Genomic DNA, 20,274 nt, shown 5'->3' with positions numbered 1-20,274 from the left:
TCCCGCTTTGAAGGGGCCGGAGGATAGGGCCGCGCGCCCACCGCCTGGAAAAGACCTTGCCCCCTGACGGGCGTCTCCGCGCCTTCATTCACGGGGGGTGCTTTCCGGAGGGAGGGCAGCCAGGCAGGCGGGCGTGGCCAGTCTCCCCGGCCGTCCCCAGATTCGCGCGGATGCACGCGCCCCGTGCGCGTGCCCGAGCCATGGCCGACACCGCCGCCGACACCGCCCTGGACTCCCGCGCCGCGCCGGCGTCCGAGCGGTTCAGCCGCTCGCAGAAGGCGTTCACGCTGGCGGGGGCGCTGCTGGGGCTGCTCCTGGCGGCGCTGGACCAGACCATCGTCGCCACGGCGGGGCCCACCATCCAGGCGGACCTCCACATCGCGCCGGAGCACTACCCGTGGCTCACCACCGCGTACCTGGTGGCCTCCACGATGATGGTGCCCGTGTGGGGCAAGCTGTCGGACCTGCTGGGCCGCCGCGCGGTGCTGGTGGCGGGCATCGCCGTGTTCCTCACCGGCAGCTTCCTGTGCGGCGCGGCGCGCTCCACGCTCGTGCTCATCCTCTGCCGCGCGGTGCAGGGGCTGGGCAGCGCGGCCCTCTTCACCGGCTCATTGGCGGTGGTGGCGGACCTGTTCCCGCCGCGCGACCGGGGCAAGTACCAGGGCCTGTTCGGCGCGGTGTTCGGCCTGTCCAGCGTCATTGGCCCGCTGGCCGGCGGCTTCATCACCGACGCGCTGGGCTGGCACTGGGTGTTCTTCATCAACCTGCCGGTGGGCGCGCTCGCGCTGGCGCTCATCTTCCTGCGCATGCCGCCGCTCAAGCCGGAGGGCGTGCACGGCGGGAAGCTGGACCTGCCGGGCGCGGTGGCGCTGGCGGTGGGCGTGGTGCCGCTCCTGCTCGCGCTCAGCCTGGGCCATGGGAAGGCGACGCCCCGGGCGGGCGGGTTCGCGTGGGGCTCCGCGCCCATCCTGGGGCTGTTCGCGCTGTCGACGGTGGGCCTGGGCCTGTTCGTGTGGCGGGAGCGCCACGCGAAGGAGCCATTGCTGGAGCCGTCGCTGTTCCGCCTGCGCGCGTTCTCCGCGGGCAACGCGGCGGTGTTCACCATTGGCGCGGTGTTCCTGGCGTCCGTCACCTTCCTGCCGCTGTTCATGGTGAACGTGGTGGGGCTGTCCGCGACGCACTCCGGGCTGACGCTCACGCCGCTGACGCTGGGGGTGGTGGCGGGCAACGTGCTGTCCGGGCAGCTGGTGTCGCGGCTGGGCCGCTACAAGGCGCTGATGGTGGGGGCGCTCTTGTTCCTCATGGTCGGCTTCGCGGTGATGGGCTTCACGCTGACGCCCGACTCCAGCCAGGCCGAGGTCACGGTGAAGATGGTGCTGGTGGGCCTGGGGCTGGGCCCGTCCATCCCGCTCTACACCGTGGCCGTGCAGAACTCCGTGCCGCCGCAGCGCATTGGCGTGGCCACGTCCGCGACCACGTTCTTCCGGCAGCTGGGCATGACGGTGGGCGTGGCGCTGCTGGGCACCGTGTTCGCGGGCACGCTGGGCCGGGAGATGCACGCGCGCACCCAGCAGGCCACGCGCGGCCTGCCTCCGGACGTGCGGCAGGAGCTGCGCGCGTCCGCGCCGGGAGGCCTGGGCGGCGAGGGCGCGCCTCAGGGCCAGCAGTTCCAGCCGGAGCAGGTGAAGGCGAAGCTGCGCGAGGGCTTCGAGGAGGAGCGGCGGCAGGCCCTGGCGGAAGGGCCCGAGGCCCGCGCGCGCGTGGACGCGGACGAGGCCCGCGCGCTGTCCACCGTGGACCACGTGGAGCGCGCGCTCAAGGAGTCCTTCACCCGCGCGACGATGGCGGTGTACCGCTTCGCCATCTTCGTCGCGCTGGCGGCCCTGTTCGTCACGCTGCTGCTTCCGGAGCAGCCGCTCCGGAAGGGCGGGCCGCGCAAGGCCCCGGCGGAGGCGTAGCGCCCCGCCTACTTCTTCGGCGGCGGAGGCGTGTCCGACTCCGGCGCGGTGGGACGCGCGAGCGTGCCCGGCGCCTCCGCCAGCGCGTACGCCATCCACGTCACCGCGGCGGTGCTGCGCGACAGGTCCTGCGGATCCACCTTGTCCAGCGTGTCCGCCATGGAGTGGTGCACGTCGAAGTAGCGGCTGCTGTCCACGCGCACGCCCACGAAGGGCACGTGCGCGGGCTCCATGGGGCTCAGGTCCGCGCCCGTCGCGTGCCCCACCAGGAACTTCGCCGCGCCCAGCCCCTCCAGCGGCTGAAGCCACGGCCGCAAGAGCGCCTCACCGCCCGGCCCCGCGTGGATGCTCACGCCCAGGGGCCGCCCGCCGCCCGAGTCCATCTCGATGGCGGCCACGTGCCTGGACAGCTCCTTCGCGTGCGCCTCCGCGTACGCGCGGCCTCCGCGCAGCCCGTTCTCCTCGTTCATGAAGAGCACCACGCGCACCGTGCGCCGGGGCGCCTGGGGCAGCTTCGCGATGAGCCGCGCGGCCTCCATCACCATCACCACGCCCGCGCCGTCGTCGTGCGCGCCCGTGCCCACGTCCCACGAGTCCAGGTGCGCGCCCAGCAGCACCACCTCGTCCGGCTTCTCGCGGCCCCGCACCTCCGCCACCACGTTGGACGAGTCCGCCTCCGGCAGCTCCGAGCACCCCAGCACCAGCCGCACCTTCACCGCCCCGCCCTGGAGCATCCGGTGCAGCGTGAGCGCGTCCTCCACCGACACCGCCGCCGCGGGCAGGCGCGGGCCGCCCTCGTCGAAGCGCGTGGACCCGGTGTGCGGCGTGCGCAGCGACGCCGTGGCCAGCGAGCGCACCAGCGCGGCCACCGCGCCCTGCTTCGCCGCCGCCGCCGGTCCCCGCCCGCGCAGCCCCGCGAAGCGGCCGTAGTCCGACGCCTCCGACATGGTGTGGTTGAAGAACACGATGCGGCCCTTCACCTTGTCCCCCAGCGCCGCCAGCTCCTCCAGGGAGCTCACCTCCACCACCTCCGCCGTGACGCCCTCCGGCGGCGTGGGCGCGCTGCCGCCCAGGGCCAGCAGCGACAGGGGCAGGCCGCGCGTGCGCTCGGAGGGGAGGATTTCGCCGTGCTCCTCGCCGCGCACCCAGTGCGGCACCTTCACCGGCTCCTTCCACGCCTTCACCCCGTCCGCCTTGAAGGAGCGCAGGGCCCACTGCACCGCGGCCTCCGCGGACTCGGAGCCGGACAGGCGCGGCCCCACGCCGTCCGTCAGCTCCGCCAGCCGCGCGTACGCATGGCCTTCCGCGAGCGCGGGCCCCACCAGCTTCGCCGCCGTGGCCTGCTGCGCGGCGCTCAGCTTCGACACGACCGGGGGCGCCGCCTTCACCGACGCCGTGGCCGCGGACCTGGGCGCGGGGTCCTGGGGGGGTGCGGTGGCGGTGTTCCGGGGCGAGGCCGAGGTGAAGAGGTGCAGGGCCAGCGAGACGGGCAGGACGAAGGCGGACGTGGACACGCGAATCCTCGAGGGGGACCTGGGCTGTGAGGGGCGAGGTGGAAGTCCCAGGGGCCACCGCGCGCCGAGAGGGGGAACGCGGCGCGCGGGGCTCAACTGGGACGTCACGCACCGGTTCCGCGGTTGGGGAACGCGAGGCCCGGTACATACGCCATCTTCCAAGAAGAAGAGGACGTGCGCGCATTCTTTAAAGAAATTCCTCGCAGCGTCAAGGCGGGAAGTGAGCATTGCGACCCGCGGGTGATGTGAGTGTTCACGAGTCCGCGCTACGCAGGACGTCCCATGGCACCCACCCCTCCCGGGCAACGCGAGACGTCCTGCCAGAGCCTGGAGGACCTGGGAGCGTGGCTCGCGTCCCGTGATTTCGGCCGCTTGGAGGATGACGCGCTGCCCATGCTGCTGCTCGCGGTGCACGGGCGGGACTTCACGCGCGACTTCCGCGAGGAGTTCGCCACCGAGGACGACTGGGCCCCCGCGCTGGAGCGCACGGCGCGCGCGGTGGGACGCGCCTTCGACTTCCTCCGCGAGGACGCGGGCATCCCGTACCTGGCCCTCGTGCCGAGACCGGACGCGCTGCCCCTGCTGTGCCGCTTCTTCCACCTGCATCCCCAGCCTCCGGCGGCCTCCCGCGTGCGGCTGTCCCACTGGCTGTGGCGCCACGCGCTCTTCGACACCGGACGTTCATTGCCTGACGCCGGAGCGCTCGCGCTCCTCACGCCGGACGCGGACGCCTCCGTGCGCGCGCTGCTGCACCGCCTGGGGTCGCCGCCTCCTCGCGGCTGGGAGCGCTATTCGCAGCCCGGCATGGCGGGGCTCGCGTCGGTGGCGGACCGGGTGGAGGCCAACGCGCTGCTGGCGCTGAAGCCCCGGCACCTGCTCACCGGCGCCGTGCTGGAGCCCGTCCCGCTGCTGGAGAACCAGGGCGCGGTGGCGTTCCTGCCCCTGTTCCCGCCGCCGCTGTCGGGAGGCGCGCCGCCGCCGGGGCCGGGCAGCGACCTGCTGCTCACGCTGGCGAACCAGGTCTTCCACCCGGTGCTCGCGCCGGGCCGGTCCCTGCTGGGGCTGGTGCGCACGGGCGTGACGCCGCCCGTGGTATTCCCCAGCCACGCGCTGGGCCCCGACGCCCTGGCCGCCCTGCGTCAAGGCGACGGAGCGGCGTTCCTCGCGCTGCGGCGCGACGGACTCGTGACGCACATGCGGGCGTTCATCCAGGCACGGACGGGTGCGGACACCGAGGCGGATGTTCCGATTCCGGAGGAATGAACCCCCCGGAATTCTCCGTTGCCCACCCCGGAGGACCCGGGCGACAGTGCCTCGGCCGGCGGTCGTCCCCCCTCGACCCGCGGTCCCCCGCTCATGAGCGTGCCCCCTTCCGACACCGAACAGGCCCTGAGGGCCGAGGTCGAACGTCTGCGGCTCCGCCTGCGCGCCGCGGGGCTGGATGACGGCACCGGCACGCCCCCCGCACCGGTCCCGGAGCCCCCCGTGCTCCACGACCGCGACGCCGACGCGCTGCGCGTGCAGCACGAACAGCTGCGGCTGGCGCAGGAGGCGGGCGGCATCGGCGTGTTCACGCTGGACATCGCCACCAACCTGCTGACGGTGACGCCGGAGTTCTGCCGGCTGTACGGCGTGCCGCGCACGGACACCCTGCCCGCGCCCGTCATCGAGGCGCTCGCGCTGGAGGAGGACCGGCACCGCGTGTCCAACGCGCGCACGCGGGCCGCGGGCCAGGTCCTCACGTCCGTGGAGTACCGCATCCGCCGGCCGGACACCGGGGAGGTGCGGTGGATCCACCGGCGGGCGTCGCTCGTGTACGACGCGGCCGGCAGGCCGGCGCAGTTCATCGGCATCGCCCAGGACGTCACCGAGCAACAGCAGGCCGAGGAGGCGCTGCGCTCCGCGAACGAGCGCGTGCAGCTGGCGCTGAACACCGAGGTGATGATCGGCACCTGGGTGTGGGACGTGCCCGACAACCGCGTCGTCACGGACGCGCGCTTCGCGCACTCCTTCTCGCTGGACCCGCGGCAGGCGCGCGAGGGACTGCCCATTGATCAATTCATGGCGTCCATGCACCCGGAGGACCGGCCCGGCGTGGAGGCGGCCGTCGCCCGCACGCTGAAGGCAGGCGGTTCGTACCGCGCCGAGTACCGCGTGCGCCGCGCCGACGGCGTCTACCGGTGGGTGGAGGCCAGCGGCCACTGCGTCCTCTCCCCACAGGGCGCGCCGCTGCGCTTTCCCGGCGTGCTGGTGGACATCGACGCGCGCAAGCGGGCGGAGCTGCGGCAGGCGGCGCTGCTGGAGATGGCGGACCGGCTGCGCGACGCCTCGTCCCCGGATGCCGCCGCGCAGCTCGCCATGGAGGTGGTGGGGCGGCTGCTGGGCGTGCCGCGCGCGGGCTACGGCACGGTGGACTCGACGCACGCGCTGGTGCGGATCCACCCGCATTGGGTGGGCTCGCCGGACGTGGCGAGCATCGAGGGCATCCACCGCTTCCAGGACTACGGCGTGTTCCTGGACGAGCTGCGGAGGGGCGAGGTGGTGGCCATCGCGGACGTGCGCGAGGACCCGCGCACGGCGGGCCAGGCGGCCACGCTGGAGCAGCTGGGCATCCGGGCGCTGTTCGACATTCCGCTCATGGAGCGCGGCCAGTTCGTGGCGGTGCTGTTCCTGCACGACGTGCGGCCGCGTCCGTGGACGGAGGATGAAATCGAGCTGGCGCGCAACGTGGCGGACCGCGTGTGGGCGACGGTGTCCCGGCTCAAGGCGCTGTCGGAGCTGAAGCAGGCCAACGAGACGCTGGAGCAGCGCGTGGCGCAGCGCACGCGGGAGCGGGACCGCGTGTGGAACGTGTCCCAGGACCTGCTGGTGGTGGGGAGCTTGTCGGAGGGGAAGTTCCTCAGCGTCAACCCGGCCTGGACGCGGATGCTGGGGTGGACGGAGGAGGAGCTGCTGGGCCGCACGTCGCAGTGGCTGGAGCGCCCGGACGACTACGCGCGGACGCGTGAGGAGGTGTCCCGGCTGGAGGGAGGACAGCCCACGCAGAACTTCGAGAGCGCCTACCGGTGCAAGCACGGCGGCTACCGGCGCATCGCCTGGACGGCGGTGCCGGTGCCGGAGGACGGCGTGCTGTACGCCAGCGGGCGCGACGTCACCGAGCAGCGGCAGGCCGAGGACCAGCTCCGGCAGGCGCAGAAGATGGAGGCGGTGGGGAAGCTCACGGGCGGCGTGGCGCACGACTTCAACAACCTGCTCCAGGTGGTGGGCGGGAATCTCCAGTTGCTCCAGCGCGACGTGGCGGGCAACGAGCGGGGCTTGCAGCGGGTGCGCTCGGCGCTGGGCGCGGTGGAGCGCGGGGCCCGGCTGTCGCGGCAGTTGCTGGCGTTCTCACGGCGGCAGCCGCTGGAGCCGCGCTCGCTGAGCCTGGCCCGGCTGCTGCGGGGCATGGACGACCTCTTGCGCCGCGCGCTGGGGGAAGACGTGGAGGTGGAGACGGTCATCAGCGGCGGGCTGTGGAACACGCTGGCGGATCCGCATCAGCTGGAGAACGTCATCCTCAACCTGGCCATCAACGCGCGCGACGCGATGCGGGGCAGCGGGAAGCTGACGCTGGAGCTGAGCAACGCGTCGCTGGACGACCACTACGCGCAGGCGCACCCGGACGTGCTGGCGGGGTCGTACGTGCTGCTGGCGGTGTCGGACACGGGCGGAGGCATGACGCCGGAGGTGCTGGAGCGCGCGTTCGAGCCCTTCTTCACGACGAAGCAGGAGGGCCGGGGCACGGGGCTGGGGCTGAGCATGGTGTACGGCTTCGTGAAGCAGTCCGGCGGGCACGTGAAGCTCTACAGCGAGCCGGGGCACGGCACGACGGTGAAGGTGTACCTGCCGCGCGCCTTCCAGCCGGAGGCGCCGGTGACGGAGGTGGTGACAGGGCCGGTGGAGGGCGGGCGGGAGACCCTCCTCGCGGTGGAGGACGACGCGGACGTGCGCGCGACGGTGGTGGAGCTCCTGACGGAGCTGGGCTACCGGGTGCTGCGCGCGGTGGACGGACAGAGCGCGCTGTCCATCCTCAAGAGCGGCGTGACGGTGGACCTGCTCTTCACGGACGTGGTGATGCCGGGGCCGGTGCGCAGCCCGGAGCTGGCGCGGCAGGCGAAGGCGCTGCAGCCGGACATCGAGGTGCTCTTCACGTCCGGCTACACGGAGAACGCCATCGTGCACGGCGGCCGGTTGGACCCCGGCGTGAACCTGTTGTCCAAGCCGTACCGGCGCGAGGACCTGGCGCGCAAGGTGCGCACGCTGCTGGACCAGCGGCAGCAGCGGCTGCTGACGCCGAAGCTCCAGTGGCCGGAGCGCACCTTGGAGCCGAAGGAGCCGACGGCGGCGCAGGAGGCCGCGCGGCGGATGCACGTGCTGCTGGTGGAGGACGACGAGGACATCCGCGCGTCCGCCAGCGAGCTCTTGGGGTTGCTGGGGCACGTGGTGATGCCGGTGGCGAGCGCGGAGGAGGCGCGGGTGGCGCTGGCGGCGGAGCGGTTCGACGTGCTGTTCACGGACGTGACGCTGCCGGGCATGTCCGGCGTGGACCTGGCGCGCGAGGTGGCGCTGCGAAAGCCCGCCATGCGCATCATCATCGCGTCCGGCCACGGCCGCGCGGCGCTGGACGGGGATCCGCAGCAGTGGCTGGGCGTGGTGGTGCTGCCCAAGCCCTACGCGCTGCCGCAGATTCAGCAGGCCCTGGCCCAGGTGGCCGCGACGGGCCACTGAGGTTCAGCGGCGCTGGCGCTCCAGGAAGGCCAGCATGCCTTCCGTGTTGCGGCGCTCGTGGTCCTCCAGGGACGGCAGGTACTCGCGGACCTCCGCGAGCATGGCCTCCGCCGCGGGCAGGTCCTCGGGGGAGACCTTGTAGGCCCACTGCCAGTACTCCGCGGCCGTGTACGAGTACATCCGGGTGTCCAGCGGATGCTTCAGGTACGCACGCAGCGCGCTCCGTACGATTCGTGGGGTCTGTCCCCAATGCGCGGCGCAGAAGAACACCGTTTCGGCGAGATAGCGACGCAGCGAGGCCGCCGGAACCCGCCCTGTATGGCGCCGCTCCAATTGTTTCACGCCGACGCGAAAGCGTGGCCAATCCCTGGAAGCAAGCCCGGACGTCTCTTCGACATCCAGGGTAAAGGCGTTCCAGCACGGATCGTGGAGGGTTGGATCAGCGAACGCTTTCCTTATCTTCCCAGGCATTTCTTCGCGTTTCCGTTCCAGGTGTAGATGGCTTTGGGCCAGAATCCGTGGGCCATACAGTAGGACCGGCAGGAATCACAGAGGCTCTCTCCTTCCACCCGACCGGGTTTGCTATCACCGCCCGCATCAACACAGCTGAGATAGGGGCCACCACAAATTTCCCGATTGTGTTCGGCCTCCTTCTCCCGTGCCTCATCCGTCGCCCCAGGCGGCGGCAACGGGTTCGGCTTGCGGGGCCGGGGCGGCTTCATCGTCTCCATCTGTTCGCACGCCGCCGCCGAGCCGTTCTTGCACTGACAATCCACGGTGCTGACACAGCCCGGGCCTGGCCCCGGGCCCATGGATTGACGGAACTGCCGCGGGCCGCCTGCGCAGCCCGCGACCGCTCCCAACACCAATACGACGCCTAATCGCATACCTGTTCGTTGGCGTGCGTGGTGGCCCGGGGGCTCCAGCCCTCGTTGCCGTCCTTCTCGAAGTAGAACTTCGCGCGCGTGCGCTGCCGCGTGCCCACTTCGTTCAGCGTGTTCGCGTCGTACAGGCGCCCGTTCACCATCGTGTAGCGCACCGTGCGGCTGTTGGAGATGTCCTCCAGCGGGTTCCGGTCCAGCACCACCAGGTCCGCCAGCTTCCCCACCTCCAGCGAGCCCAGGTCCTTGTCCATGCCCAGGTGACGCGCGCCGTTCAGCGTGCCCACGCGCAAGGCCTGCATCGGAGACATGCCACCCTGCACGAACATCGCCAGCTCCCAGTGCGCCGCCAGGCCCTCGCGCTGACCGTGCGCGCCCAGCTGCACGCTCACGCCCAGGTCGTTCAGCTCCTTGGCCACTCGCGCCACGTTCTGGTGGTTGAACTCCTCGTCCGGGATCATCACGCGGCGCCGCGAACGCCCGTCCACCACACGGCGGGGCACGAACGACAGCAGGCGCGTGTCCTCCCAGACGTTCGTCTTCTGGTACCAGTAGTTCTCCCCCATGAGCCCGCCGTAGGCCACGCCCAGCGTCGGCGTGTAGCCCACCTTCGTGCCCTTCCAGAGCTGGCGCACGTCGTCGTAGATGCGCGCCACCGGCAGCGAGTGCTCCAGCCCCGAGTGCCCGTCCACCACCATGGTCAGGTTGTGCTGGAGCAGCGAGCCGCCCTCGGGCACCACCAGCATGCCCAGCTCGCGCGCGGCCTGGAGCACCTTCTGCCGCTGGTCACGCCGGGGCTGGTTGTAGCTCTTCACGCTGAAGGCCCCCAACGCCTTCATCCGCCGCAGGTGCCGGCGCGCGTCGTCCAGCGTGTCGATCTCGACGTGCGCGTCCGAGCTCGCCGCGCCGTACAGGATGGTGCCCGTGGAGAAGATGCGCGGCGACGTCAGCATCCCCGCCTTGCCCAGCTCGCTCGCGGCGAAGATGGTCTCCGAGTTGTTGGACGGGTCGTGCAGCGTCGTCACCCCGAACGCCAGCGACGCCGCCTGCACCCAGCTCTGCTCCGGCATCAGCCCGTCCACGCCCATGGCCCCGTGCCAGTGCACGTCCACCAGGCCCGGCATCAGCGTCTTGCCCTTCACGTCGACAATCTTCGCGGACGCGGGCACGTCCACCTTCCCCACCGGACCCAGCGCCACGATGCGGTTGCCCTTCACCACCACCACGCCCTCCTCCACCACCTGCTCGCCCTTCATCGTGACGAGCCGCCCGCCCACCAGCGCCAGCGTCCCCTCCGGCACGTCCGACTTCGCGGAGAACGCCACGTCCACCCCGTCCGCCTCCGGCGGCGGCAGCGTCTTCGGCGCGCCCTCCACGAACGTGAACGCGTCCTTCAGCGCCCGCGTGTAGAGCTTCGGCCCCAGCGCCCAGTGCAGGGACAGCCGCCCGCCAGGGCTGGACCAGTGCAGGTACTCGCCCGCGTCACGGCTCAGCTGCGTCACCGGCATCGCCTTGGTGGACGGCCCCACCCGCGCCTCCTTCGCGCCGCGCACGAAGGGCGTCACGTACGCGTTGAAGTCCTCGCGGAAGGCCACCCACCGGTCGTCCGGCGACACACGCATCTCCAGCGCGCCCCCGCTCGTCAGGTGCGTGCGAGGCTCGCCGCCGTCCAGGCCGATGCTCTGGAGCGTGCGCACGTCCTCCACGTCCTTGGACTCCACGTGCAGGAAGTACACGCGGTCCGACTTCGCGCCGAAGTGCGGCTGCTCCCCGTCCCGCGTCAGCTTGCGCGCCACGCCCCCGCCCGTGGACGGCACCACGAACAGCCCCGTCTCCCGGCTCCACGTGCCCGGCATCAGGTAGCCGTCGCCCGTCGTCCGGTACACCACCCACTTGCCGTCCGGGCTGAGCGCGGGCTCCACGTAGAAGCCCGGCTGCGCCGTCACCACGCGGCCCTCGCCGCCCGTCGCGGACACCACGCGCACCGCGCCCAGCGCGTCGTCATCCCACGTCGTGTAGACGATGGAGCGGCTGTCCCGGGAGAACGCCGGGTAGAACTCCAGGTGCTCGTTCTGCCGCGTCAGCCGGCGGGGCGTCCCGGACGGCAGCTCCTTCACGTAGAGCTTGCCCAGCGCCTGGTACACCAGCCTCTTGCCATCCGGTGACACCTGCACCCAGCGCAGCATCTTCACGTCGAAGCGGTCCGGCGCCGCCTGCCGGGTGCTCTTCACCCCCGCGAACACCGTGCGCGTGCCCTTCACGTGGAAGGGAATGGGCGTCACCTTCTTCGTCGCCACGTCGATGCGGTGCAGCGTCCCGCCCGCCCAGAACACCAGGGACTTGTTGTCCGGCGTCCACGCCATCACCGGGGACACGCCGTGGATGGCCCACGTCTCCTGCATGTCCCGGTCGAGCCCGTCATACAGCGGCCGCTCCGCCCCGGACTTCACGTCCGCCACGTAAAGCACGCTCTTTCCGCGCACCCGCCGCACGAACGCCAGCTGCTTGCCGTCCGGTGACGGCGTGGGCCGGATGGAGCCGCCCGGACCGGTGACGAAGGGCTCCACCTCCTTCGCCTCCAGGTCCAACCGCTGGATGACGTAGATCTGCTTGTTCGGGTCCTTGTCGTACTCGAAGGTCTTCCCGGGCGTGACGTCCTGGCTGAAGTAGACGTAGCGGCCGTCGGGGGAGAACGCGGGCTCGCCCAGGTCCTTCTGGTCGTTGGCGCGCTCGGTGAGCTTCACGCCCTCGCCGCCCGCGCGGTGGAACATCCACACCTCGCCCGCGCCCAGCGAGCGCCGGCCGGTGAAGTGCTTGCGCGCCACGAGGAACTGGCCGTCCGGGCTCCACGCGGGGCTGTTGAGCAGCCGGAACTTCTCCTGCGTCACCGCGCGGGGATTGCGGCCGTCGCGATCCATCACCCAGACGTTGTCCCCGCCGCCCCGGTCGCTGGTGAACGCGATGGACTTCCCGTCCGGGCTGTAGCGCGGCTGCATGTCCCACGCCGCGCCGGACGTCAGCGCGCGCGCCTCGCCGCCCGCGATGGGCAGCGCGTAGAGGTCCCCCAGCAGGTCGAAGACGATCTCGTCTCCGCGCGGGCTCACGTCCACGTTCATCCACGTGCCCTCGCGCACGTCGATGGGCACCTGCGTGGTGGCCACGCCCGGAGGCGCGTCCACCTTCCACTCCTCCTTCTTCGCGTCTGGCGGCTCCTGCCCGGCGACGGGGGCCAGGGTGCCGCCGTCGCCCTCGCTCGCCCGGGCGGCTTCGCGCGCGGTGTCCCTGGGCGCGGGCGGTGGGGGCGGTTCAGGCGGAGGCGCTTCGCCCTGTCCTTGGGGTGCGGGCGCGGGCGCACTCGCGGGCCGGGGCAGGGGCTGCGCCGCCAGGAGCAGGCCTGGGACGAGCAGCGCGAAGCAGAGGGAGGAGAGGGGTCGGTTCACCGGAAGTGTCCTCGGGGAAGACGCGGGGCGCGGCATCCTGCCAGGATGCGCGGGTTCGCAGGGTGCCCGTGAACTCGCGGACGGGCAGGCGTGTTCCTGGGCGCGGGCGTGCCGCACCGCGTTCCCCCCGCGCGGTCCGAATCTGCTACTGCATCCCGCCTATGTCGGACTTCAGTCTTCCCGCGGACGCGGCGGAGCGGCGCGAGAAGCTCGCCGTGCTGTTCACCGAGGCGGTGCCCCACAACCACGCGCTCGCGCTGCGGCTGGAGGAGGTGGGCGCCACGGACGCGACGGTGGTGATGCCGTACGCGGACGTGCTCGTCGGCAACCCGGAGACGGGCGTGGTGGCGGGCGGCGCGGTGACGACGCTCATTGACGCGGCGAGCGGCACGGCGGTGATGGCGGCGCTGAACGCGTTCGCGGCCATCGTCACGCTGGACCTGAGAATCGACTACCTGCGCCCCGCGCGTCCGGGCCTGCCGCTGACGGCCCGCGCCGAGTGCTACAAGGTCACCCGCCTGGTCGCCTTCGTGCGCGCGCTGGTGCACCAGGGCGACCCGGCGATGCCGGTGGCGTCGTCGCAGGGGACCTTCATGCGGGTGGAGGACTGATGAGCACGCCTTCCCTTCCCCTCGCGGACCTGGTGCGCCAGGTGCGCCAGTCGCGCGACTACCCGCGCCTCACCAACGCCATCCCCTACACGCGCTTCATGGGCATTGGCGTGGAGAACCTGGCCGGCGAGATGCTCTGCCGCATGCGCTACGCGCCGCACCTCATCGGCAACAGCATCCTGCCCGCGCTGCACGGCGGCACGCTGGGGGCGCTGCTGGAGTCGAGCGCCATCTTCGAATTGCTGCTCAAGACAGACACCGAGCGCGTGCCCAAGGTCATCTCCACCACGGTGGACTTCCTGCGCTCGGGCAAGGCACAGGACACGTTCGCGCGCGCGTTCATCACACGGCAGGGGCGGCGCGTGGCCAACGTGCGCGTGGAGGCCTGGCAGGACGACCGGACGCGGCCCATCGCCAGCTCGCACGCGCTGTTCCTGCTGTCGGAGCCGTGAGGCTTCCGGAGTTGGGGGACGCTAGCCGTCCACCACGATGCGGTACATGCGGCGCTTGCCGCCGGTGCCCCAGACGATGAGGGTGGTCGTTCCCTTCGCCAGCGCGGAGACCTCCACCCCCTCCTTCCCGGTCGTCTTCACGTCCGCGACGGACGGGTCGCCCAGCGCCACGCGGCTCAGGCCCGGCACCGTCAGCACCTGCTTCGCGCCCTTCTTCAGGGTGAGCGTCTCGTCCGCGGCCGGCGCCTCCTCCGGGTCCGCGGTCCGGGCGGCGGGCTCCTTCGCCCATGTGGGCCCAGCGCCCAGCAGCAGGGTTCCCAACGTCAGGGCCACGAAGCGTGAAGCCATGGGTGCGACCTCCAGATGTCTCCGGGGGAATCCGGAGCCGTCCCAATGTCCCATGCGTGCGCCTCCGACGTCTCCGGAGAGTCCCCGGAAAACGGGTACAGGCGTTGTTACAGCATGATTCCCATTTTTACAGGGTCTCTGACGGGTCTTGCGGTGGACAGCGTGCGCGGGCGCACGGTGAGCTGCCTTTGAGTCCGCCGGGTGGAGGACAGGGATTCCGGTCCGGGGTCGCGGTGGGGGCGCGGCAGTGAACGCGAGCGCGCGTCACGGGAGCGCGGCACGTCGCCTGCTAGCTCAGGGGAGCGACAACCGACGCGGGGGCCCCCATGAGCGAGCGCGAGTCGATGAAGCTGCGGGAGTTGAAGGAAGCCGCACATGCGCTGTACCAGCGGGGGAGGTATGCGCAGTGCGTGGAAACGTACGCGCAGCTCGCGAAGCGGCTGCCGCGAGACGCGAATGTGCGCATCCGGCTGGCGGAGGCCTGCCGCCGCGCGGGCCAGCGGGAGCAGGCCATCGCCGCGTACCGTGATGCCTCGCGGGTGCTGTTGTCACTGGGTTGCGAGTCCCGCGCGAGGGGTGCGCTGAAGGCCGCGCTGGAGCTGGATCCGCGGGACCCGACGCTGCAGATGGAGGTGGTGCGGCTGGGCCAGGGCGCGACGACGCCGACGGAGCTGGAGGACGAGCAGCTCTACCGCTTCGACCGGCTGCCGCCGCCGACGCCGCCGCCCGGGCGGATGCGGAACGTGCCACCGCCTCCACCGCCATCCTTCGTGCTCAACGCCGCGCAGGAGCCGGCCGCTCCCGCGGGCCTTCCGGTGGCGCCGTCCATCGCGCCGCTGAACGCGCCGGGCGTGCGGAGCCCGGTGCCGGGGAGGATGCCGGGGTCTGGCTCAGGGCCGGGGCGCGAGGCGGTGCTGCCCCATCCGCGTCCTGTCGCGCCGGCCGTGACGCCCGCGCGGGACGCGTCGACGGAGGCGATGTCGCGCTCGATGGCGAAGACGACGGGCACGGCGCGTTCGCCGGAGGGAACGCCGCTTCCGAAGGTCATCGTGTCGATGGCTGCCTTCGCGGATCCGCCGGTCGCCAGCGCCACGCAGGCGCCAGGCGCGAACACGCCTCGGGGCATCCCGGCCGTCGCGGTGGCCAGGTCCGTGCCCCAGAAGGCCCTGCCGGCCGCGCCGCTGGCCCTGCCCGCGCTGCCGCGGAATCCTCCGAGCGTGCCACCGGTCACGGCGACGCCGGAGCGTCCCACGGTGAAGGTCATCGCGCTGCTGAACCGCGCGCCCGGGACCGTGCCGACGCCGCCTGCTCCCGCTCCGGTGCCGCACGTGCCCGTGGGCCATCCGCACGCATCGGCGCTGACGGCCCCGCCCATGGCGGTGCTGCCCTACAAGCCGGAGATGCGCCGCCTGGCGCCGAACGTGGTGGCGCTGCGGGTGTCGCCACAGGCGCGCTGGGTCATCATCCGCTCGGAGAGCGACCTCGAGGTGAGCCGTTCGGAGGACCTGCCCGTCGAGCCGACCGCCGCGCACTGAGGCGGGGGGCACGCTCCGCTTCATGTGAATCCCAAGCGCGCATGGACTGGCACCTTCCGGCCAGGCCCTCTCCGCTCGTCTGACATTGCATGCTCAAATGCCTCTCATGGAGCCCCGCTGGCTCCGGGAGGACTCCGCATGCGGCCCTGGTGGTTGATTCCGCTCCTGCTCGTGCTGCTGACCGGATGTGGCGGCGTCACGCGGTCGGTGCGTCTGGAAACCGGCAGGGGTGCCCCCATCGTGATGACCCCGCGTCCGGGTGCCACACCGGTGGAGGTGGACACGGACGACTTCGAGGAAGCCGTCGCGGAGCTGGCTCGGACCGTGCGTCTGTCCACACGCCCCCAGGACGCGACACGGCGCTTGTGGCAGGTGGAGCCGCGCAGTGGTTCGTACCTGTTCGACCCGCGCAGCCGCCGCATCACGCCACTGGGGCCGGATGAGCACCTGGAAGGTTCCGCATCCAGCCCGGACGTGGAACTGACGCGTGCCTACCTGCGCTGGTGCGAACGCACCCAGAGGCCTGGCGACTGCCTGCGCCTGCTGGTGGAGAGCCCCACCGTCACCGGGGACGGGCGCTATGCCCTGGCCATGGCCCTTGCCCAGGGTGCCGTGCTGGAGGAGTTGCTGGAGGCCTTCCAGGACATGGCCGATCCCCAGGCCATGCTGACGGCAGTCCTGTGGACGTGGACGACGTGATGACCGTCACGCTCATCGCCTACGTGGGCGTCGACACCTTCTGGAGCCTCATCGTGGGTTTCAAGCAGCTGGTGGAAGCCGCGGACCGGGCCACCACGTTCGGAGCGCTGCGCGAGGCGGGCGAGCGCTACGGCAAGGTCATGGGCCGCAACGCGGCACGGGCCTTCGCCCTGCTGGCCACGGCGGCGATCGGCACCACGGCCCCCGGCCTGGCGGCGAAGGTGCCCAAGCTCCCCGGAGCCGCCCTGGCGACGGCGCAGGCCGAGTCCCAGCTGGGCCTGCGGTTCGCGGCGGTCGGAGAGGTGGAGACGGTGGCGGTGAGCGCCGGGACCGTGACGGTCGCGCTCGCGCCGGGCGCGGTGGCCATGGCCGCCAACGGCGGTGGGGCCACGCCTCCCTCGGGTGGGCCCAGGGGCTGGGGCTCGTTCAGTGGCTTCAAGAAAGCCCTGGGGCCGGAGGGTCCGGGGAAGGAGTGGCACCACATCGTCGAACAGACGCCGGGCAACGTGCAGCGGTTCGGTCCCCAGGCCCTTCACAACACCGAGAACGTCGTCCCGCTGGACAAGGCGGTGCATTCCCGCGTCAGTGAGCTCTATTCCGCGATCCGACGTAACCTCACGGGCACGGGCAACCTGACCGTACGGAAATGGTTGAGCACGCAGTCGTACGAGGCCCAGCGCGACTTCGGACTGCGGGCCATCGAGAACGTGTCGAAGGGGCTTTGGTGATGACGCTGGAGGAACTGGTCGAGCAGGTCGCCAAGCATGTCGCGGCCCAGACCGATGCCATCTGGAAAGGCGATTCCAGGACCGGGAACAAGCACGCCAGGAAGTACGGCGCCGCGATCGATCAACTCCTGGCGCATGGCGATGCCGGGCGGGATGCGCTCCTCGTGTTGTTCAAGCATGAGCGCATGGACGTGCGGGTGACGGCCGCCGCGACCCTGCTCCGCTACCGGACGGCGGAAGCCAGGGCGGTCCTGGAGGAAGCCGCCCGAGGCCAGGGGCTCATCCCATTTGAAGCCTCGGAAGCCTTGAAGCGATGGGACGAAGGCACCTGGACCCTGGACCCGGGATAGCCCCCACAACGCACCGTGGCGCCCTCCCCCACCCTGGGAAGGACGCCCGGAATTCCCGCCACGCTCAGGAACCGCCCCGCCCTACATCGACACGGACTTCTTCGGATCGATGAGGCTCTGGAGCGGATTCGCCGCCTCCGCGGTCTCCTGCTCCACGTCCGGCTCATACGCGCGGACCTGCGCCTCGCAGTGATTGCTCTTGCGGTTCTGGTGGCAGTGCCGGATGCCGTACACGTGATGGCACCCGCATGGATCCACGCGCTTCTTGGCGCACAGCGACGGATTGAAAACCGGAGCCGCGGTCACCTCCACCGGCCCCGCCTGCAACGACATCGCCAGCACCATCCCCGTCAAAAACCCCATCGCCCACCCCCTTGATGCACGCTGGAGAAATGGGAATGCCGATCGGATGCCGCAACCCCCAGGCTTGTCTGAATGCCGATCCGTGCACTCCCGGCCGTTCCTTGCGTCCACCGCACGGGATTTCCCCCTCGACGCACGCCAGGCAGGCAGCCAATCGTGTGTCCGGAAAGCGGCACCGTCAGGGATGAGGGAGGGCTTCGTCCCTGCCGCGGGTTCACTCACCTGGGGGATTCACCATGAGCTGGAAGCAACACCTGGAAAAGGTCTCCGAGGGCCACTACGTCCTGCCGCGCACCAAGACGATGCGCGTGCACGCGGACCTGTTCCTCTCCGACAAGCTCCTCTGGGGGGAGGAGGGCAATCCGGAAGCCCCCGCGCTGGAAGACGCCGTCTTCGATCAGGTCGTCAACGCCGCCACCTTCCCGGGCGTCACCCGCGTCGCCGTCACGCCCGACTGTCACGTGGGCTATGGCGTCCCCATCGGCACCGTCGTGGAGACGGACGGAACCCTGCTGCCCACCGCCGCCGGCTACGACATCGGCTGCGGCATGGTTCAGCTCCAGACCTCCCTCACCGTGGAGGACGTGGCCGACCCCGCGAAGCGCCGCCAGTGGATCAACGAGGTGACCGAACGCATCGCCGTGGGCGTGGGCGCCACCCGTGCGCGCAAGCAGCGCAAGGTCAACGACTCCACCCTCAAGGAGGTGCTCCGCCACGGCGCCAAGGCCCTGGGCCGCGGCCGCTCCGTGACCGAGCGCGACTTCATTCCGGTGGAGGACACCGGCGTGGACATCCCGGGGCGCGCCTACGACAAGCGCGGGCAGCTGGGCAGCCTGGGCGGCGGCAACCACTTCACCGAGATGCAGGTGGATGAGCAGGGCCGCGTCTGGGTGATGCTCCACACCGGCAGCCGCGGCTTCGGCTGGAACATCGCCAAGCACTTCTTCGTGGAGGGCGCCGCGCAGCTGGGCCTCAGGAGCCGCAGCGAGGACTTCGTCTGGCTGGACGCGGACAGCGCCCTGGGCCGCGACTACTGGAACCTGCACAACATGGCGGCCAACTTCGCCGTGGCGAACCGGCTGCTCATCGGCGAGGCCGTGTGCGGGGCGCTCGAGGACGTGTTCGGCGGGACCGCGAGCATCTACTACGAGATCAGCCACAACCTCATCCAGCGGGAGGGCGGCAGGTTCGTCGCGCGCAAGGGCGCCACGCGGGCCTTCCCCGCCGGCCACCCGGCCCTCAAGGGGACGACGTGGGAGGCCACCGGGCACCCCATCCTCATCCCCGGCTCCATGGAGACGGGCAGCGCCATCCTCTTCGCGGAACCGGGGGCGGAGAAGTCCATCTACTCGGTGAACCACGGCTCCGGCCGGCGGCTGTCACGGGCCGCCGCGCGCCGGCAGCTCCAGCAGGAGGAGACGGACCGGCGCATGGCGGAGGCCGGCATCCTGCTCAACACCCGCACCACGCCGCTGGACGAGTCCGGGCCCTGCTACAAGAACCTGGACGACGTGCTGGAGACGGTGGAGCAGGCCGGACTCGCCCGGGTGGCCCACCGCCTCAAGCCGGTGGCCTGCATCAAGGGCGCGGACTGAGGGTGGAACCCAGGAGGGGGCTCGTGGGGGAGCCCGGGCGGCGCTAGAGTGGGCGTCCGCCTGGAGCCCCACGCATGCCCCCGTCCCCCACCCCCTCCCGGGAAGCCGAGCTGGCGCGCGCCGAAGCCGACATGGCCCGGCTGGAAGCACAGCTCGCTGAACAGGTGGCCCGCGCCACCGCCGACGCGGCCGCGTTGGCCGAACGGCTTGTCCACGTGCGGCAGGCCCTGGCCCGGCCGGAGCATGCCGGGGACTCGCGCCTGTCCCAGTGGGCCATGCGCCTGGAGGACACCGAGTCCCCCGAGCCGTCCCCGGAGCTCGCGCGGCTGCGTGAGAAGGCCCTGGACGCGCGCGAGGCCGCGCTGGACACGCGCCGGCAGGCCGGGCTGGACCTCCAGTCCGCGCTGCGCGTGCAGCAGGAGGACGCCGCCCGGGTGGAGAAGGCGCTGTCGTCCGCCGAGTCCGACCTGAAGCGCGTGGAGGCCGCCGCGAAGGCCCGCGCGGAGGCCGAGGCGCAGGCCCGCCGCGCGGCGGAAGCGGAGACCCAGAAGGTCGTCCCGCCCCCGGGGCTGAAGCCGGCCGGGGCGAAGGTGTCCACGGAGACGCCGACGCGCGCGGAGCGGCTGCCGGCCCGGGCGCCCGTGGCCGCCACCCCGGCGAAGAGCGACGGGCGCAAGGCGGGCCGGGTGCGGATGCACACGACCATCGACACGCGCAGCGACTCCAACTTCTTCACCGGCTTCTCCATGGACATCAGCGAGGGCGGCATCTTCATCGCCACGGTGGAGGCGGTGCCGCGCGGCACGGCGGTGGAGCTGGACTTCACGCTGCCGGGAGGCCGGCCGCTGACGGTGAACGGCGTGGTGCGCTGGGCGCGTGACGGCAACGACCGCACGCCGGACCTGATGCCGGGCGTGGGCGTGCAGTTCACCACGCTGCCGCCGGAGGTGGCTCACGCCATCTCGTCGTTCGTGGCCACGCGCGACCCGATGTTCTACCCGGACTGAGCGGCGCGGGGCTCTGCTAGAAGCCG

Annotated in this window: 16 protein-coding genes; 11 read left to right on the top strand and 5 right to left on the bottom strand. The window is 71.8% G+C overall.

Features of this window, described 5'->3' with window-relative positions; translation table 11 throughout:
* The first annotated feature begins 170 nt into the window (after positions 1-170).
* Complete coding sequence (locus NR792_RS27710) at positions 171-1,958, top strand: MDR family MFS transporter (RefSeq protein WP_375755706.1); 1,788 nt, start codon at positions 171-173, stop codon at positions 1,956-1,958.
* Positions 1,959-1,966: 8 nt separating this feature from the next.
* Here NR792_RS27710 and NR792_RS27705 read toward each other — a convergent pair whose 3' ends face one another.
* The gene (locus NR792_RS27705) at positions 1,967-3,472 is read right to left on the bottom strand and encodes a M20/M25/M40 family metallo-hydrolase (protein WP_375755705.1); all 1,506 of its coding nucleotides are present in this window, start codon (positions 3,470-3,472) and stop codon (positions 1,967-1,969) included.
* A gap of 282 nt (positions 3,473-3,754) precedes the next feature.
* On the opposite strand from NR792_RS27705, the gene NR792_RS27700 reads away from it, so the two are divergent.
* On the top strand, positions 3,755-4,735 hold the full coding sequence (locus tag NR792_RS27700; protein ID WP_375755704.1) for a hypothetical protein: 981 nt from the start codon (positions 3,755-3,757) through the stop codon (positions 4,733-4,735).
* A 93-nt stretch (positions 4,736-4,828) separates the two neighbouring features.
* On the top strand, positions 4,829-8,239 hold the full coding sequence (locus NR792_RS27695) for a PAS domain-containing protein (RefSeq protein WP_375755703.1): 3,411 nt from the start codon (positions 4,829-4,831) through the stop codon (positions 8,237-8,239).
* 3 nt (positions 8,240-8,242) lie between these two features.
* Here the strand turns inward: NR792_RS27695 and NR792_RS27690 are convergent, their stop codons facing one another.
* Together NR792_RS27690 and NR792_RS27685 are read right to left on the bottom strand one after the other, a co-directional pair.
* Entirely contained in the window at positions 8,243-8,419 is a 177-nt protein-coding gene (locus NR792_RS27690; protein WP_375755702.1) for a hypothetical protein, read from the bottom strand.
* A gap of 697 nt (positions 8,420-9,116) precedes the next feature.
* Positions 9,117-12,560 carry an amidohydrolase family protein gene (locus tag NR792_RS27685; protein ID WP_375755701.1) on the bottom strand — a complete coding sequence of 1,148 codons (3,444 nt, stop codon included), beginning with the start codon at positions 12,558-12,560 and terminating at the stop codon, positions 9,117-9,119.
* Positions 12,561-12,721: 161 nt separating this feature from the next.
* Here NR792_RS27685 and NR792_RS27680 point away from each other — a divergent pair, with 161 nt between their 5' ends.
* Positions 12,722-13,171 carry a PaaI family thioesterase gene (locus NR792_RS27680; protein WP_375755700.1) on the top strand — a complete coding sequence of 150 codons (450 nt, stop codon included), beginning with the start codon at positions 12,722-12,724 and terminating at the stop codon, positions 13,169-13,171.
* Entirely contained in the window at positions 13,171-13,623 is a 453-nt protein-coding gene (locus NR792_RS27675) for a PaaI family thioesterase (protein ID WP_375755699.1), read from the top strand. Before NR792_RS27680 ends, NR792_RS27675 begins: the two co-directional genes overlap by 1 nt.
* A 21-nt stretch (positions 13,624-13,644) precedes the next feature.
* Here NR792_RS27675 and NR792_RS27670 read toward each other — a convergent pair whose 3' ends face one another.
* Positions 13,645-13,971: a pilus assembly protein N-terminal domain-containing protein gene (locus NR792_RS27670; RefSeq protein ID WP_375755698.1), complete on the bottom strand. Its 327-nt coding sequence runs from the start codon at positions 13,969-13,971 to the stop codon at positions 13,645-13,647.
* Positions 13,972-14,297: 326 nt separating this feature from the next.
* On the opposite strand from NR792_RS27670, the gene NR792_RS27665 reads away from it, so the two are divergent.
* The 4 genes from NR792_RS27665 to NR792_RS27650 all read left to right on the top strand — a co-directional run bounded on the left by NR792_RS27665 (position 14,298) and on the right by NR792_RS27650 (position 17,283).
* Complete coding sequence (locus tag NR792_RS27665) at positions 14,298-15,506, top strand: BTAD domain-containing putative transcriptional regulator (RefSeq protein ID WP_375755697.1); 1,209 nt, start codon at positions 14,298-14,300, stop codon at positions 15,504-15,506.
* Between the two features lie 138 nt (positions 15,507-15,644).
* Positions 15,645-16,205 (top strand): hypothetical protein, encoded by a 561-nt coding sequence (locus NR792_RS27660; RefSeq protein WP_375755696.1) that lies wholly within the window; start codon positions 15,645-15,647, stop codon positions 16,203-16,205.
* Positions 16,202-16,933 (top strand): hypothetical protein, encoded by a 732-nt coding sequence (locus NR792_RS27655; protein ID WP_375755695.1) that lies wholly within the window; start codon positions 16,202-16,204, stop codon positions 16,931-16,933. The genes NR792_RS27660 and NR792_RS27655 overlap by 4 nt, the downstream gene beginning before the upstream one ends.
* Positions 16,933-17,283, top strand: coding sequence for a DUF2019 domain-containing protein (locus tag NR792_RS27650; RefSeq protein ID WP_375755694.1), 351 nt, complete (start codon positions 16,933-16,935; stop codon positions 17,281-17,283). Before NR792_RS27655 ends, NR792_RS27650 begins: the two co-directional genes overlap by 1 nt.
* An 81-nt stretch (positions 17,284-17,364) precedes the next feature.
* Here NR792_RS27650 and NR792_RS27645 read toward each other — a convergent pair whose 3' ends face one another.
* On the bottom strand, positions 17,365-17,646 hold the full coding sequence (locus NR792_RS27645) for a hypothetical protein (protein ID WP_375755693.1): 282 nt from the start codon (positions 17,644-17,646) through the stop codon (positions 17,365-17,367).
* A 236-nt stretch (positions 17,647-17,882) separates the two neighbouring features.
* Between NR792_RS27645 and NR792_RS27640 the strand changes: the two genes are divergently transcribed.
* Positions 17,883-19,241 (top strand): RtcB family protein, encoded by a 1,359-nt coding sequence (locus tag NR792_RS27640; RefSeq protein ID WP_375755692.1) that lies wholly within the window; start codon positions 17,883-17,885, stop codon positions 19,239-19,241.
* Between the two features lie 74 nt (positions 19,242-19,315).
* Complete coding sequence (locus tag NR792_RS27635; RefSeq protein WP_375755691.1) at positions 19,316-20,248, top strand: TIGR02266 family protein; 933 nt, start codon at positions 19,316-19,318, stop codon at positions 20,246-20,248.
* Positions 20,249-20,274: the final 26 nt, after the last annotated feature.

It is taken from the genome of Corallococcus exercitus, from assembly GCF_042231735.1.
Classification (GTDB): Bacteria; Myxococcota; Myxococcia; order Myxococcales; family Myxococcaceae; genus Corallococcus; species Corallococcus exercitus_B.
Note: the sequence above shows the minus strand (reverse complement) of the source record. Positions and strands in the feature narration are given on the sequence as shown.

Coding starts and splice junctions, on each gene's coding strand:
- NR792_RS27660 (WP_375755696.1), top strand. CDS start 15,645: ATGCGGCCCTGGTGGTTGATTCCGCTCCTGCTCGTGCTGCTGACCGGA.
- NR792_RS27700 (WP_375755704.1), top strand. CDS start 3,755: ATGGCACCCACCCCTCCCGGGCAACGCGAGACGTCCTGCCAGAGCCTG.
- NR792_RS27670 (WP_375755698.1), bottom strand. CDS start 13,971: ATGGCTTCACGCTTCGTGGCCCTGACGTTGGGAACCCTGCTGCTGGGC.
- NR792_RS27645 (WP_375755693.1), bottom strand. CDS start 17,646: ATGGGGTTTTTGACGGGGATGGTGCTGGCGATGTCGTTGCAGGCGGGG.
- NR792_RS27695 (WP_375755703.1), top strand. CDS start 4,829: ATGAGCGTGCCCCCTTCCGACACCGAACAGGCCCTGAGGGCCGAGGTC.
- NR792_RS27640 (WP_375755692.1), top strand. CDS start 17,883: ATGAGCTGGAAGCAACACCTGGAAAAGGTCTCCGAGGGCCACTACGTC.
- NR792_RS27690 (WP_375755702.1), bottom strand. CDS start 8,419: ATGTACTCGTACACGGCCGCGGAGTACTGGCAGTGGGCCTACAAGGTC.
- NR792_RS27650 (WP_375755694.1), top strand. CDS start 16,933: ATGACGCTGGAGGAACTGGTCGAGCAGGTCGCCAAGCATGTCGCGGCC.
- NR792_RS27665 (WP_375755697.1), top strand. CDS start 14,298: ATGAGCGAGCGCGAGTCGATGAAGCTGCGGGAGTTGAAGGAAGCCGCA.
- NR792_RS27680 (WP_375755700.1), top strand. CDS start 12,722: ATGTCGGACTTCAGTCTTCCCGCGGACGCGGCGGAGCGGCGCGAGAAG.
- NR792_RS27635 (WP_375755691.1), top strand. CDS start 19,316: ATGCCCCCGTCCCCCACCCCCTCCCGGGAAGCCGAGCTGGCGCGCGCC.
- NR792_RS27675 (WP_375755699.1), top strand. CDS start 13,171: ATGAGCACGCCTTCCCTTCCCCTCGCGGACCTGGTGCGCCAGGTGCGC.
- NR792_RS27710 (WP_375755706.1), top strand. CDS start 171: ATGCACGCGCCCCGTGCGCGTGCCCGAGCCATGGCCGACACCGCCGCC.